This window comes from Pedobacter sp. BG31 (genome assembly GCF_042464845.1).
Taxonomy (GTDB): domain Bacteria; phylum Bacteroidota; class Bacteroidia; order Sphingobacteriales; family Sphingobacteriaceae; genus Pedobacter; species Pedobacter suwonensis.
In genome coordinates this window covers 247,214-261,673 of record NZ_JBHNZK010000002.1, presented here as the reverse complement: position 1 = coordinate 261,673, position 14,460 = coordinate 247,214, and the positions used below count along the sequence as shown (strand labels likewise).

Genomic DNA, 14,460 nt, shown 5'->3' with positions numbered 1-14,460 from the left:
CGGTGGAATAAGGCAAGGGCTAAGAGCCTCGATGCTGCCGCAATAAAGATTTCAGTAGCTTTTTACAAGGAATTGCGTAGCAATCTTTTATACCAATAAAAACAACATGATCTTATAAAAAACGATGCAAGCCTTTCAGTTATGCCTTTGTGTTTGTTGTTTTTAACGGCAGGCATGCTTTCGCTGCGATCAGGTTTGTTACTTTTTCATCAAGAAAAAAGTAAAAGCCCTTCGGTGGCTAACCAAGGCAAGGCTGAGCAAAGGGCAAAGAATGTACACTATTAACCTAACTTAAAAGATTTCTCCGCTACGGTCGAAATGACGGATTTATTGATGGAACAAAGACCATATTAGAAACTATTCTATACACTATGCTGTCTGCGCCCTGCTACCCGGCCTAGCAGATTTTCGCCGGAAAAAGCACGGAAATCTTTGCAGCCCCCCTCATACCCCACAGCCCAATGCAGGATCAAAGCAGGCGCGGTGTAATAAGGCAAGGGCTAAGAGCCTCGATGCTGCCGCAATAAAGATTTCCGTAGCTTTTTACAAGGAATTGCGCAGCAATCTTTTATACCGATAAAAACAACATCAACTTATAAAAAACGATGCAAGCCTTTCAGTTATGCCTTTGTGTTAGTTATTTTTAACGGCAGGCATGCCTTCGCTGCGCTCAGGTTTGTTAATTTTTCATCAAGGAAAAAGTAAGAGCCCCTCGGCGGCGGTGAGCCGAGGCAAGCCCGAGCAAGGGAGAACTGCAGCTAATAAACTAACTTAAAAGATTTCTCCACTACGGTCGAAATGACGGATTTTCGCAATAACGGCAATTAAAAAATCTTTCGGACCTCAGGATGAAAGAATAATGAGGCAAACCCAAAAAATATCATTCCCTAACCACCCCCGCCCCTCCTAAATCAGGAGGGGAGTTCCCCTCATAGTTTCAAAACGATTATCCCATGGATGTTATTGAATTAAGATGATCAACTAACCCTCAACTTTTGGTACTTTTACGGCATCTAAATACACCATGTTCAAACCTATTTTTAACACTTACAAAACATCATTCAGCGGATTAAGCAAAGAAACCTGGCTGCTGAGCATTGTAATGATGTTTAACCGTTGCGGAAGCATGGCGGTTCCTTTTATGGGTTTATACGTTACCCAAAGCCTGCACCGATCTGAAATGGATGCTGGTTTAATTATCACCTTATTTGGCGTAGGCGCTATTTTAGGTTCGGCAACGGGCGGTAAACTAACCGACATGATCGGGTTCAGGCCGGTACAAATTCTCTCGTCCATTATTGGCGGATTGCTGTTTATCTTATTCTCAACCATCAGCCATTTTTCTACCCTGTGTGTGCTGGCCGTGGTAATCAGTTTCTTTTCTGAAGCTTTCCGTCCGGCCAATTTTACTGCTGTGGCCCACTATGCTAAAGAAAATACCATTACTCGCTCCTACTCACTTAACCGTTTGGCGGTTAATATCGGCTGGTCGGCCGGGATTAGTATGGCGGGGATTATTGCCTCCATTAATTACAAACTTTTGTTTATTGTAGAGGGTTCGGTAAGTATCCTTGTTGGACTTTCGATTTTGTTTTTACTGCCTAAAGTGCATGATTTTATTAAAAAAGCAAAAGAAACCCGCAGCACCATGGTAATTTTGAAACCCTGGGAAGATACCTTTTACGTAAAGTTTATTCTTTTAACCACCCTTTTTATTACCTGTGCCTTTTTAATGTTCAGGGCGGTGCCGGTATTTTTTAAAGAGGAATGGCATATTGATGAATTTGCCATTGGGATTATTATCGGCTTAAACGGGGCCATCATTGCGCTGTTCGAAATGATTATGATCAATAAGATTGAAAAGAAAAGATCGCCCATGTTTTTCATTGTTATTGGCTCCATTTTCTTTGCGGTATCTTACCTGTTGTTAAGTGCACCGATTATTTTCCATGTGGTATCGGCCGTGTTAACCATTGTTACCTTTACGGTTGGCGAGATGTTTGTACTCCCGTTTATCAATACCGTTGTGATTAGCAGAAGCAACGAACACAACCGTGGTTTATATGCAGCAGGTTATACGTTAAGCTGGTCTTGCGCACAGGTAGTAGGTCCGCTTGCAGGTTTTTATATTGCCAAACACCTGGGTTATAACTGGCTTTGGTTTGGCCTGGCCTGCATTTTATTGCTTTGTGCCTATGGTTTTAGCATAATGGATAAACGCCAGCAACAAGCGGTATTAGAAGCGGATTAGTTTACAATTGGCGAATTGCCAACTGTAAACTAAAAATGATAATGGAGAATTACTTATATTTCTGCGCCTTAACGCCTTCTTTGGTAATTTTTACCGGTAAAATCATACCATCGGCATCAAATTTCATTTCATCGATACAGGTTTCACGATGGTTGCCATCCGTTTCGGTTAATGGCCTGCGGTGGTAAACAATGTAATATTTATTTTTTTTCTCGTTAATGATTAAAGAATGGTGTCCTGCCCCTCTTGCAATGCTTGCATCCTGCTGTAAAATTTTACCTACCCTTTTAAACGGACCAAATGGCGAATCGCTTACGGCGTAGGCTACAGAATAATCTGGGCCGGTCCAGCCGCCTTCGCTCCACATAAAATAGTATTTATCATTCCTGATGAACATATACGGGCCTTCTACATAATTATCAGGCGTAATTTCTTTAAAGATTTTACCATCATCAAAAGGCAAAAAGCCGGTAAAATCTTTATTCAGTTTGGCAATATTGCAGTGTTTCCATCCGCCATAAATTAAATAATACTGCCCGTCTTTATCTTTAAACACAAACTGATCAATCGGTTGTGCGCCGTTATGAAACTTATCTACCAAAGGTTTCCCTAAATGATCTTTAAACGGTCCTTCTGGTTTATCGGCCACTGCAACACCGATTCCGCCCACCTCATTATCGCTCTGGATATCGTTAGCACCGAAAAACAGATAGTATTTTTTATCTTTTTGCACAATGGCCGGTGCCCACATGGCTTTATTGGCCCATTTAACTGCAGCGGTATCTAAAACATGCGGGTGTTTTTTCCATTTTACCAGGTCATCAGATGAAAAAGCATCTAAAAAAACCTGTTCCTTATACTTTGCAGAATAGGTTGGGTAAACCCAGTATTTATTATTGAAAACAGCAGCCTCAGGGTCTGCATACCATCCGGAAAATATTGGGTTTCCAGATTGCTTAATCGTTTTAGTATTCTGCGCAAAAGAAGTAAGCGCCGATAAAAGTAAAAGAGATGAGAATAAATATTTCATGGGTACAATTTAGAAAAAAAACTGTGGTTTAAAAATTTGTTGATGGGTTTAACCGCAAAGGGCGCGGAGAAGAAACGCAAAGAATGTAAAGTTGGGAGGATGTTGTTTTAACTACAGAGGAAAAGAGAAAAGACACAGAGAAAACTGAGACTGGCCATAAAAGGCGAATTTAACCGCAAAGGGCGCCAAGAAAAAACGCAAAGAATGCAAAGTTGGGAGGATATTATTTTAACTACAGAGGAACAGAGAAAAGACACAGAGAAAACTGAGAATGGCCATAAAAGGCGAATTTAACCGCAAAGGGCGCCAAGAAGAAACGCAAAGAATGCAAAGTTGGGAGCACATTATTAACCACAGAGGAAACAGAGAAAAAGACGCAGAGAAAACTGAGATTGGGCATAAAGGGGATTTAACCGCAAAGGGCGCCAAGAAAAAACGCAAAGAATACAAAGTTGGGAGGATATTGTTTTAAACACAGAGGAAACAGAGACTGGCCATAAAGGCGATTTAACCGCAAAGTAGGCGAAGAAAAAACGCAAAGAATGCAAAGTTGGGAGGATATTGTTTTAACCACAGAGGAAACAGAGAAGACACAAAGTGCACTGAGCCTGCCCATAGGTATGAAATTGAGCAAATTTAACTGCAGAGAATGCGAAAAAAAGGCGCGGAGAACACTAAGTTTAAGCTTTAAGAATGGTTTTTGAAAGCAATGGCAGTGCAAGTCGGTTCCGCCAGCCCCGCTCCCGTTCCTGCTCCGATGAAGAACTGGGAGCATCTACTCAGATCGGGTTTAGGTAGCAAGACCGGTAATACTACTAAAGGTTTTATAGCGAAAGCAAGGAACATTCTTTGCTTCAAAAGAACAGTCCGCTGTTAAATAAACCCGACAGCAGCGGATAGCCCGGAATGAAGTACAACGAAATGAGGACTATAAGCGAATGGCGGGATGAAAGCACCTATGGAACACAGACCGTTCGTTTCCAAAAAAATCGTCATCTCAATCGAAGCGCAAACCCGAACTTTCTGGAGAGAAATCTGTTAAAAATAGATTTCTCGACTGCGTTGCACTCCGCTCGAAATGACGATCTATTGCTTTATTTGCTCAACTCAGCGAAATATTTGTGGAACAGTGGCAAAGTCTCTATTCCTTTATAATAATTGTAAATATCGTATTTCTCATTAGGAGAATGTAGCGCATCGCTATCTAAACCGAAACCAAAAAGTACCGATTTAATACCCAATACATCCTCAAACAAGGCCACAATAGGAATACTGCCTCCACCACGGGTCGGGATAGCGGTTTTACCGAAACTATCTTCAATCGCTTTTTCAGCAGCTTTGTAAGCAATGCTATCCGTTGGGGTTACCACAGGCTCGCCACCATGATGAGGCGTAACTTTTACCTTTACATTTTTAGGGGCAATGCTTTCGAAATGTTTGGTAAAAATCTCTGCAATTTCTTCTGAGCTTTGGTTGGGTACCAAACGCATCGAAATTTTGGCATTGGCTTTACTTGGCAATACGGTTTTAGCACCTTCGCCAATGTAACCGCTCCAAATCCCGTTTACTTCTAAGGTTGGACGTGTACCGGTACGCTCTAAGGTAGAATAACCATTTTCGCCCCAAACTTCTTCAATATCAAGATCTTTTTTGTATTCTGCCTCGTCATACGGTGCAGCATTTAAAGCTTTTTTCTCTTCATCAGATAATTCTACCACCTTATCGTAAAAAGCAGGGATAGTAATATGGTTATTTTCATCATGTAAAGAAGCAATCATTTTACACAGGATGGTTGCCGGATTGGCGACTGCACCACCATAAACACCGGAGTGTAGATCGCGGTTCGGACCCACTACTTCAACTTCCATATAAGCCAGACCACGCAAACCGGTTTCGATTGACGGATGCTCCATGCTGATCATTGAAGTATCTGAAATTAAAACCACATCTGCTTTTAAACGTTCCTTGTTTTCATTTACAAAAATACCCAGGTTGGCAGACCCTACTTCCTCTTCGCCTTCAATCATGAACTTAACGTTACAAGCCAGCGTGTTGGTTTGCATCATCAGTTCGAACGCTTTTACATGCATGTAAAACTGCCCTTTATCATCGCAGGCACCACGGGCGTAAATTTTGCCATCGCGCACGGTTGGTTCAAAAGGTGGGGTATGCCAAAGTTCTAACGGATCAGCAGGCTGAACATCATAGTGGCCGTATATTAAAACAGTTGGTAAAGCAGCATCGATAATTTTTTCGCCATATACGATAGGGTATCCTGCTGTTGGGCAGATTTCTACGTGGTCAGCTCCTGCATCCTTTAATTTTTGTGCTACATAATCGGCCGTTTTTAAAACATCGTCTTTGTATTTAGGATCGGCACTAACCGATGGAAAACGCAATAACTCAAACAATTCATCTAAAAAACGCTGCTTGTGCGTTTCTACGTATTTTTTAATCTCTTGCATAACAAAATTAGTTTGGGCAAATATAGGCTTTACCAGATAAAAGGCACAGTAAACGATTAAATTATCATCCGTAACGTAGACGTGTATGGAAGATGAGATATGCTACGATTAATTATTCAGCGTGAAAACAGGCCATCAGGCCAATGGCTGGAAACGTCTTTTAACAGATACAAATCGTTTTATGTTTGTAAAAAATAAGAGCACAGATATTATTTATATTTACTTTTTAGTAAATTGCGCAATTAAAAATATCCTTAAATCCGGCACGAAAGAATTTTTAACGATGAAGTTTAGCGCGAAAGTATTTCTATCATTGCTGCTGCTTCTTTTCACCCGTATTTCTTTATTCGCACAAGGATCAACACCTCCTCCAAATCGGGTTAGTTGCCCGGAAGCCGCGCAATACTATTCAAAAGACAGTATCAATATCGTCACTTTTGGCGCCAGCACCGTAGAGGGTGTAAAAGGGCTTGGTTTCCAGACCATGCTCCAGAACAATTTTATCAATTGTTATACCAACAAAATAGTCGATATTACCAATCATGGTATCGGTGGTCAGACTACTTTTCAGGGATTACTCAGAATAGACAACGCCATAGCCAACAGAACGGGTTTTATCGTAATTGATATAGGGATTAACGATGCTATTGCCATGACTATGGGTAAAGGAAGCGTAGCCGAAACCGTTGCCAATATGCGCTCGTTAATCACCGTGAGCCTTAAACAGAAGCTGGTTCCTATTTTGTGCACGCTACAGTTTGTGGATGACAGAACCATTAAAGGTAATATTGCGGTAAATATCAACATCAGGAATATTAATGCGGCTTACAGAAAATTAGCGGCAGAATATAAAATATACCTGGCTGACGTAAATGCAGCCATGAGAAGGGATTTTTCGCTTTATCAGGATCCATTTCATCCAAATGCACGCGGTTACAGATTGATCAGTTATGTCATTTTCGACGCGATCAACAAGGCAATTTTTGATAAATTCCTGAAATTTACCGTTACGCAGAATTACCCGAATCCTGCATCCATGCAAACATTTATTGATCTTGTATTGCCTGAAGCGGATAAAATTAATGTCCAGATTTACGATTTAATGGGAAGATTGGTTAAAACAGTCGTAAATGAATATCTTAATGTAGGGAAACATACTTTAGACATCAATACCTCTACCTTTGTTCCAGGCATTTATTTCTTTAAGATTTCTTCTGATTCCGGCCAATACAACACCACCAAAAAGTTTATTGTGGCGAGGTAACAAAAGATTTGAATAGGAGTCTATATCCAGCGAATATGTTTTATACCTTTAACTATGCACACGGATACCACTTTCACCAACGAAGTTATAAATCTCCACCTTCTTCCAAAATATGAGCACATTCAGCTGAACCGGCCACATCGGGATTATTGGAAAATCATTTGTATCAATCTGACGATCTTTTTTGGTTTGCTGGGCATTCTACTGAGTATGCTGCTGTTTTTTGTTGATGAGTTAAAGCCAAATGCTAAATGGATGATTCCCCTTTATCTGGTGCTTTTGGTTAGCTTCTTTTTGCTTTTTAGGCTGAGTTTTAAAAAACGGGGATATGCGATCCGAACCCACGATGTAATTTATAAAAGTGGGATTATTGCCGAATCGACCACAATTGTTCCGCTAAACCGGATTCAACATATTGAATTAAATGAAGGTCTATTTTCAAGAATGTACAAGCTGGGATCGCTACAGTTATTTACCGCAGGTGGACAAACCGGCCATATCCACATTTCAGGTATTGCAATTGACGAGGCCAAACGCATCAGAGACTTGCTATTGAACAAATTAGAGCAGCTTGAAACCCCAACAACAGCATTGAATACCAATGAATAATGACTTCAGTAAACCGCAGCGCGAATCGGCCCTTGGTATTATTATCATGGGTGCGCATACCATGCTCAAAATTGGCAAGGCAACTTTTTTCTTGTTAGTCATTGTTTTCGTCAAGATGTCGGGCAATTCCTTCATCTACCTCATGCTGGGTATTTCGGCCATAATGGTATTCAGCTTTATTTTTGCTTATTTATGGTATTTAAAGTTCACCTTCTTTTTGGATAGAGAAAAGCAGGAATTTATAGTCAATAAAGGCATATTCAATCGCGATCAGGTTATTATTCAGCTGGATAAAATACAGCAGGTTAACATCAACCAGAATATTTTACAGAAAATTATTGGTGTTTATGGATTAAAAATCGATACCGCCGGTGCCCATGGAGAGGAAGTGAGCATAAAAGCCATCGATGAAACGTCGGCCTATATCCTTAAAGAACACCTGTTAAAAGGAGAAAGTACGAGCGGAACGCTACAGGAAGTTGAACTGGAAAACGACAAAGTAGCAGCGGCACCTTTTTTAAAATTAAGCTCGTGGACATTGTTTAAAGTTGGGTTAACCTCCAACTACGGACAAAGCTTAGCTTTACTTATTGCTTTTTTTTATACTGTTATATATGAAGGCAGGCAGTTACTTGACGCTTTTAAAATTGATAAAGATGAAATCCAGAGCACGGTAACCAGCATGTTAACCATTGTTACGGTTTTTATTTTAATAGCATGCCTTTTAATTATACTGTTAATTGTTAACCTGGTGAGAACCTTTTACAAGTATTTTGAACTGGAAATTAGTGAACATACCAGCACGCTCCTGCTCTCTTCGGGACTGATTGCCAAGAAAAATACATTGGTTAGTCCAAATAAGGTTCAGATTACAACCTACAGCCAGAATTACTTTCAGAAAAAACTGAACTTGCTAAATATGAGTTTAAAGCAGGCTCATTTTGGCCACAGTAAAAAAGGACACGAAATGCAGGGAAACACGTTAGAAATTCCAGGTTGTAATGCTGGCGAACGCGACGAATTGCTGAAAATGATATTGGGTAAAGTACCACTAAAGGAAAAAACCTTTGTTCCAGACTGGCGTTTTTTAAACCTGCCTGTTTTCTTTAAACTGATTTTACCCGTGTCAATCTTTTTGATCATTGCTTTTAATACCCCGGCAGTGAAACCTTATATGGGATTTGCGATCGCCTATCTGCTTATAGGCATATTCATGATCTACGTTAGCTACCGCCGGCACCGAATTTCGGTAAATCAGGATTTTATTATCAAAACCAGCGGAATCTGGGACATTTCGAATGAAATTGTAGTGCCAAATAAAATTCAGTCCATTACTACTTTTCAATATCCCTGGCATAAAGCGGTGGATGTTGGCCACCTCACGTTACATACCGCTGCTGGTCAGGTTCATTTTAAATACGGCAATTATACCGAAATTAAGCAACTTGTAAATTACTGGCTGTACCAGGTAGAAAGCAGAAATGAGAATTGGATGTAGTTACACAAGTTGTCCGGCTGCTAAACCGAACAACTGTAAGGATTTAATTAGCTATGGTATGCCGCGGCGAAGTCTGTGGCAAAATCTTTAAGTTTAATGTTACCTAAAACAGGTCTGTTTTTATAATAATCTACAAAAAGTTTATTACTTCTGATCGCATCGCCCATTTCTACATAGTTTTTGGCTATTTCTTCAGGCATTCCTGCACCTACCATTCCGTTAAAGGCATCTTCATCACTAAATTCAATCCATGGTAATGTTGGTTTACCCACCGCAGTACCTAACGCTTTTGCAACATCTTCCGGCGTACTTTCATCATCACTAGCTACATATTGGATGGTTTTACCCGTAAAATTGCTTTCCAATAATTCGGCCGCTGTCGCCGCAATATCAACAGGGTGTACCAAAACAAGTCTGGCATCAGCGCCAAAATTAGAACCCAATATATCTGCATGTTTAACCATATCAACGTTGGCTAAAAAGTTAATATAGAAATAACCTGCACGTAAATGTTTTACATCTACCCCACTTAATCCGGCAAAAATATTTTCTACGTCATGCAAACCTGCAATCGGGCCGGTTCCGTCTGGCAGATCTGCCCCTACGCTACTTAAATTTACTACTTTTTTAACTCCTGAATTTTTTATGGAAACAGCATAGTTTTCGCCGATACCTTTTATATATTCCCGAAATTTTGGTGCTGCAAAATTTGGCGGGACCATGGTGTAAATGGCATCAGCCCCTGCGAAAGCATTTGTTAAAAATTCGGTATCGCTCACACTACCAATTAAAGGATTTGCGCCCAATGCCTTAATTTCTTCAGCCCGATCTGCATTGCTGCTAATTACTTTTACTTCGTGGCCCTTAGCCAACAATATTTCAGCTAATGGCTTTGTAATATTACCTGTTGATCCTGTTAATGTTATTTTCATGATTTCTGCTTTTAATTATTGAATACAAAGTTATATTTGCACTTACTTTTATACAAGTACTTACCCCAAAGTATGTAACTATGACAGCCATTAAAGAAAATTCGACCCGTAATTTTAATAAAGGTGTAGCGCTAACCACCTGCCCTGTTACTTTTGTAATGGAAAAAATTGGGGGTTATTGGAAACCGATTATTATTTTTCATTTAATGAGTGGGCCAAAACGTTACAGCGAGTTAAAACGTGCTATACCACAGATTACAGAAAAAATGCTGATACAACACTTAAAGCAATTGCAAAATGATGACCTTGTTCATCGGGATGCGCAGGCCGTTATTCCACCCGTGGTGACGTACCGCCTTACAAAATCCGGAGCGGATCTGTTTCAGGTATTAGATTCGATGGTAGATTGGGCCATTAAAAACGGATCGGTTTAACTTAAATTAAAATAAGGTTTTTAAGTTAAACCGAATCGCTGGCCAAGTATATTACAGGATGACAATAATTTGGCTAAAATTATCTAGAAGTAATAAACTATAATATCATAATTCCTTTGATGTTGCCTGCCTGCTTATAAACAGCAATTACCTCATCAGCATTTTGTACTGGTTTTTTTACCGTGATGGAAACATATTTCCCTGTTTTTGAAGGTTGCTCAATAAACTCATCATTAGGTAAGATGTTACGTAAATCCTGTATTTTATCTAAACCGCCGGTAATGATGAATTTAAAATTGTAAACACCTGGAAATTTTTCGACACTTTCCAGTTTCTCTTTTAAGTTCACATAAATATCCTGGCTGGTCCCCTCAGGGATATCGGTAAATTCAATATCCTTATTTGTTTTTTTCTCTTCCATTATTGCACTGTCTCAAATTCTATACCTAAAAAATAAGCATGTAAATCTGACAGCAAACGGCTTTAACCCGAAGATTTTTGGCGGGCATAGCTAATCGAAAGCCTTAACATATAAGACATAGAAGTTCCCATAATAACCTAGACAGCAAAAGATACTGAAAGAAGTTCAGCAAGACGAATGCTTTGAACACCAAACAAGTTTTAAAAGATCAAGATAGATATCACTTTGGGTTTTGACCTTTAATAGCAGCACAAACTCCGTTACATAAACCTTGGCGCAGCGGATACCAGCCTTCCGCATAAGGCCTGCAGGCGTATGAGCAAAGCAAAGGACTAACCATGCCAATGAAATGCTGCTATTGCTTTACTTAATCAATTAACTCAAACACCTTTTGTGCTTACATCCATTGTATACTGCTCTAACCATACAAGACATAGAAGTTCCCATAATAAGCTAGACAGCAAAAGATGCTGACCACGAAGTAGCTACAAGACCATTAAAAATACTATTTCTACTTGTAAAACAAGTTCAGCAAGACGAATGCTTTGAACACCAAACAAGTTTTAAAAGATCAAGATAGATATCACTTTGGGTTTTAAACCCTCAATAGCAGCACAAACTCCATTACATAAACCTTGGCGGAGCGGATACCGGCCTGGCGCATAAGGCCTGCGGGCGTATGAGCAAAGCAAAGGACTAACAATGTCAATTAAATACTGTCACTGCTTTTCTGAAAACAAAATGATGGATTTGACCTGCCAATGCTAATTTGCGATTAACACTGATTTTATAATCAGACTCAAAAGGAGGATGTACAGAATGGATGCTGACCACGAAGTAGCCCTAAAAAAAATAAGAACAGCGAATAAACCAAGTTCAGCATGACGACCGATTAGATTTTTAACTAATTACCAACACCTTTGGCAAAAGCCCTGAGAATTGTTATTTTTGAACCTCAAAAAAACAGGAGCCGATTTGGATTATTTAGCAGGATTAAACCCACAACAAAGAGCAGCAGTAGAGAACACAAAAGGACCGGTAATGATTGTTGCAGGTGCAGGTTCGGGCAAAACCAGGGTAATTACTTTTCGTGTAGCCCACCTGATCCAAACCGGTACCGATCCGTTTAACATCCTGGTTTTAACCTTTACCAACAAAGCGAGTAAGGATATGCGCGAGCGGATCAGTAAAGTGGTTGGAGCAGAGGCAAAAAACATTTGGATGGGAACTTTTCACTCTGTTTTTGCAAAAATCTTACGTGTAGAGGCTGAAAAAATCGGTTATCCGAACAATTTTACCATTTACGATACCGATGATAGCAAAAGTGTAATCCGTGCAATTTTGAAGGAAATGCAGCTGGATGATAAATTATATGCGCCAAATTTTGTTTACGGCCGTATTTCTTCGGCAAAGAACAACCTCATTTCCTGGGGAGAATACCAGGCTAATGATCAGATCCAGGCTGAAGATATCCAGAATAAACGTCCGCTGTTGGGCCAGATTTATGAAACCTATGCCAAACGCTGTTTCAGGGCTGGCGCAATGGATTTTGACGATTTATTGTTTAAAACCAATATCCTGTTAAAAGAACATCCGGATGTTTTAAATAAATACCAGCAAAAATTCAGGTACCTGATGGTAGATGAGTACCAGGATACCAACTTTTCACAGTATACGATTGTGAAAAAACTGGCTGCTGCTTATCAGAACATTTGTGTGGTGGGTGATGATGCACAAAGTATCTATGCTTTCCGTGGTGCCAATATCCAGAACATCCTGAATTTTGAGCGCGATTATCCAGATTTAAAGGTTTACAAACTGGAACAGAATTACCGTTCTACCCAGAATATTGTTGATGCAGCAAGCAGTATTATTGCCAACAACAAAAATCAATTGGAAAAAAATGTATTTTCCGAAAATGATCCTGGCGACAGGATTAAAGTTGCCCGTGCGTTTACTGATAATGAAGAAGGAAAACTGGTTGCCGAATCCATTATCCAGGAGCGCAGCTTAAAAGGTTATACTTATCACGATTTCGCCATTCTTTACCGTACCAATGCGCAAAGCAGGGCGATGGAGGAAGGTTTGCGTAAACTGAATATCCCATATAAAATTTACGGGGGTACCTCTTTCTATCAACGTAAAGAGATTAAAGATTTAATTGCTTATTTCCGTTTAACTTTTAATCCTAAAGATGAAGAGGCCATTAAACGGGTAATCAACTATCCAAAACGTGGTATTGGCGATACCTCAATCGATAAAATCATTGTTGCGGCCGATCAGCATAACCTCACCATGTGGGATGTGATTTCGAATGCACACCAGTATGTTGATGGGCGTTTGGCTAATCAGCTCAATGATTTCGCCATGATGGTGCAAAGTTTCCAGGCAGAGGCTAAAAAACTTGATGCCTACGATTCGGCGTTGTTTATTGCCCAGCATGCCGGTATTTTAAAAGAACTTTATACTGATGACAGTGTTGAAGGACGTGCGAGATATGAAAATATCCAGGAATTATTAAACGGTATTAAAGAATTTGCGGAACGTGAAGATATTGAGGAAAAAGGCCTTGATATTTTTATGCAGGATGTTGCGCTTTTAACCAATGATGATAAGGACGGCGATAAAAATAAGGATACGGTTTCTTTAATGACGATCCACTCGGCCAAAGGTTTGGAGTTTAAAAACGTGTTTATTGTGGGATTGGAGGAAAACCTGTTCCCGTCACAGATGTCGTTAACCAACCGCACCGATTTGGAAGAAGAGCGTCGTTTGTTTTATGTGGCCATTACCCGTGCAGAAGTAAAACTGACCATCACTTATGCCACTTCACGCTATCGTTGGGGTACTTTAACCAATTGCGAACCCAGCCGTTTTATTAACGAGATTAACCCGAAATTTTTAGAACTGGATGTTAAACCAGCCAAATCAACCAGTTTTGATGGCAGTTTTGACAACGAGCGTAAATCGTGGACATCGCAGCCACGCGATTTCATAAGTAAACCCAAACCGGCGGCCGGTGCAACTACTTCTGCCCCACCTGCGCGTCCGAAAACAACTTCACTGCTAGCCAAAGCGCATGTGCCAACACCTGGTTTTACGCCATCACAGCCACATGAATTTCAGGGTGGTATGGAAGTGGAACATGAAAAATTTGGCTTTGGAAAAATCATCAGTTTAGAAGGAACACTTCCAGATGTAAAAGCAACGGTATTTTTCCAGGGTTTGGGGAATAAACAATTGCTTCTTAAGTTTGCCAAACTGATGATTGTGAAATAAGTAAGGAATTAGATTTAGCCGCCGAAAATCAGAGATCCTGAAACAACAAGATTCTTCATCCTGAGAGATAATTTATGGTTTAAAAATCAATATGAGTGATGGATGTACAGAGAAGTTTAAATGGCCTAAAAGTATCGTCATTTCGACCGCAGTGGAGAAATCTTTAAACTAGATTTTAATAACTCGGCTCAAAGATCTCTCCATTTCGCTTCGCTACAGTCGAGATGACGATTTTTTTGAGGAGTATGTCAATGGTACTTGTTTCAGGATATTTTAA

At 40.0% G+C, this 14,460-nt stretch carries 11 protein-coding genes; 7 read left to right on the top strand and 4 right to left on the bottom strand.

Annotation, left to right across the window (positions count from 1 at the left end; translation table 11 throughout):
- Positions 1 to 1,024: 1,024 nt before the first annotated feature.
- Positions 1,025 to 2,251 (top strand): MFS transporter, encoded by a 1,227-nt coding sequence (locus tag ACFE6N_RS04315; protein ID WP_378934170.1) that lies wholly within the window; start codon positions 1,025 to 1,027, stop codon positions 2,249 to 2,251.
- Between the two features lie 49 nt (positions 2,252 to 2,300).
- On the opposite strand, the gene ACFE6N_RS04310 is transcribed toward ACFE6N_RS04315, so the two are convergent.
- Positions 2,301 to 3,281, bottom strand: coding sequence for a glycoside hydrolase family 43 protein (locus ACFE6N_RS04310; protein WP_378934168.1), 981 nt, complete (start codon positions 3,279 to 3,281; stop codon positions 2,301 to 2,303).
- Positions 3,282 to 3,552: 271 nt separating this feature from the next.
- Between ACFE6N_RS04310 and ACFE6N_RS04305 the strand changes: the two genes are divergently transcribed.
- Positions 3,553 to 3,753 carry a hypothetical protein gene (locus tag ACFE6N_RS04305; protein WP_378934166.1) on the top strand — a complete coding sequence of 67 codons (201 nt, stop codon included), beginning with the start codon at positions 3,553 to 3,555 and terminating at the stop codon, positions 3,751 to 3,753.
- 622 nt (positions 3,754 to 4,375) lie between these two features.
- Here ACFE6N_RS04305 and ACFE6N_RS04300 read toward each other — a convergent pair.
- Positions 4,376 to 5,746 (bottom strand): dipeptidase, encoded by a 1,371-nt coding sequence (locus ACFE6N_RS04300; RefSeq protein ID WP_378934165.1) that lies wholly within the window; start codon positions 5,744 to 5,746, stop codon positions 4,376 to 4,378.
- Between the two features lie 283 nt (positions 5,747 to 6,029).
- Here ACFE6N_RS04300 and ACFE6N_RS04295 point away from each other — a divergent pair, with 283 nt between their 5' ends.
- From ACFE6N_RS04295 to ACFE6N_RS04285, 3 genes are read left to right on the top strand one after another with little or no spacing between them, the layout of a single operon-like run.
- The gene (locus tag ACFE6N_RS04295; RefSeq protein ID WP_378934163.1) at positions 6,030 to 7,010 is read left to right on the top strand and encodes a GDSL-type esterase/lipase family protein; all 981 of its coding nucleotides are present in this window, start codon (positions 6,030 to 6,032) and stop codon (positions 7,008 to 7,010) included.
- A gap of 54 nt (positions 7,011 to 7,064) precedes the next feature.
- Positions 7,065 to 7,619 (top strand): PH domain-containing protein, encoded by a 555-nt coding sequence (locus tag ACFE6N_RS04290; RefSeq protein ID WP_378934161.1) that lies wholly within the window; start codon positions 7,065 to 7,067, stop codon positions 7,617 to 7,619.
- The gene (locus ACFE6N_RS04285) at positions 7,612 to 9,117 is read left to right on the top strand and encodes a PH domain-containing protein (RefSeq protein ID WP_378934159.1); all 1,506 of its coding nucleotides are present in this window, start codon (positions 7,612 to 7,614) and stop codon (positions 9,115 to 9,117) included. Before ACFE6N_RS04290 ends, ACFE6N_RS04285 begins: the two co-directional genes overlap by 8 nt.
- 47 nt (positions 9,118 to 9,164) lie before the next feature.
- Here the strand turns inward: ACFE6N_RS04285 and ACFE6N_RS04280 are convergent, their stop codons facing one another.
- On the bottom strand, positions 9,165 to 10,049 hold the full coding sequence (locus ACFE6N_RS04280; protein ID WP_378934157.1) for an NmrA family NAD(P)-binding protein: 885 nt from the start codon (positions 10,047 to 10,049) through the stop codon (positions 9,165 to 9,167).
- Between the two features lie 80 nt (positions 10,050 to 10,129).
- Here ACFE6N_RS04280 and ACFE6N_RS04275 point away from each other — a divergent pair, with 80 nt between their 5' ends.
- On the top strand, positions 10,130 to 10,483 hold the full coding sequence (locus tag ACFE6N_RS04275) for a winged helix-turn-helix transcriptional regulator (protein WP_378934155.1): 354 nt from the start codon (positions 10,130 to 10,132) through the stop codon (positions 10,481 to 10,483).
- 97 nt (positions 10,484 to 10,580) lie between these two features.
- Here the strand turns inward: ACFE6N_RS04275 and ACFE6N_RS04270 are convergent, their stop codons facing one another.
- Complete coding sequence (locus ACFE6N_RS04270) at positions 10,581 to 10,904, bottom strand: DUF493 family protein (RefSeq protein ID WP_378934153.1); 324 nt, start codon at positions 10,902 to 10,904, stop codon at positions 10,581 to 10,583.
- A 975-nt stretch (positions 10,905 to 11,879) separates the two neighbouring features.
- On the opposite strand from ACFE6N_RS04270, the gene ACFE6N_RS04265 reads away from it, so the two are divergent.
- The gene (locus tag ACFE6N_RS04265) at positions 11,880 to 14,183 is read left to right on the top strand and encodes an ATP-dependent helicase (RefSeq protein ID WP_378934480.1); all 2,304 of its coding nucleotides are present in this window, start codon (positions 11,880 to 11,882) and stop codon (positions 14,181 to 14,183) included.
- The last annotated feature ends 277 nt before the right edge of the window (positions 14,184 to 14,460 follow it).

What these genes read in the sequence shown, in the direction of transcription:
- ACFE6N_RS04315 (WP_378934170.1), top strand. Translation starts at nt 1,025, where the DNA reads ATGTTCAAACCTATTTTTAACACTTACAAAACATCATTCAGCGGATTA.
- ACFE6N_RS04310 (WP_378934168.1), bottom strand. Translation starts at nt 3,281, where the DNA reads ATGAAATATTTATTCTCATCTCTTTTACTTTTATCGGCGCTTACTTCT.
- ACFE6N_RS04305 (WP_378934166.1), top strand. Translation starts at nt 3,553, where the DNA reads ATGGCCATAAAAGGCGAATTTAACCGCAAAGGGCGCCAAGAAGAAACG.
- ACFE6N_RS04300 (WP_378934165.1), bottom strand. Translation starts at nt 5,746, where the DNA reads ATGCAAGAGATTAAAAAATACGTAGAAACGCACAAGCAGCGTTTTTTA.
- ACFE6N_RS04295 (WP_378934163.1), top strand. Translation starts at nt 6,030, where the DNA reads ATGAAGTTTAGCGCGAAAGTATTTCTATCATTGCTGCTGCTTCTTTTC.
- ACFE6N_RS04290 (WP_378934161.1), top strand. Translation starts at nt 7,065, where the DNA reads ATGCACACGGATACCACTTTCACCAACGAAGTTATAAATCTCCACCTT.
- ACFE6N_RS04285 (WP_378934159.1), top strand. Translation starts at nt 7,612, where the DNA reads ATGAATAATGACTTCAGTAAACCGCAGCGCGAATCGGCCCTTGGTATT.
- ACFE6N_RS04280 (WP_378934157.1), bottom strand. Translation starts at nt 10,049, where the DNA reads ATGAAAATAACATTAACAGGATCAACAGGTAATATTACAAAGCCATTA.
- ACFE6N_RS04275 (WP_378934155.1), top strand. Translation starts at nt 10,130, where the DNA reads ATGACAGCCATTAAAGAAAATTCGACCCGTAATTTTAATAAAGGTGTA.
- ACFE6N_RS04270 (WP_378934153.1), bottom strand. Translation starts at nt 10,904, where the DNA reads ATGGAAGAGAAAAAAACAAATAAGGATATTGAATTTACCGATATCCCT.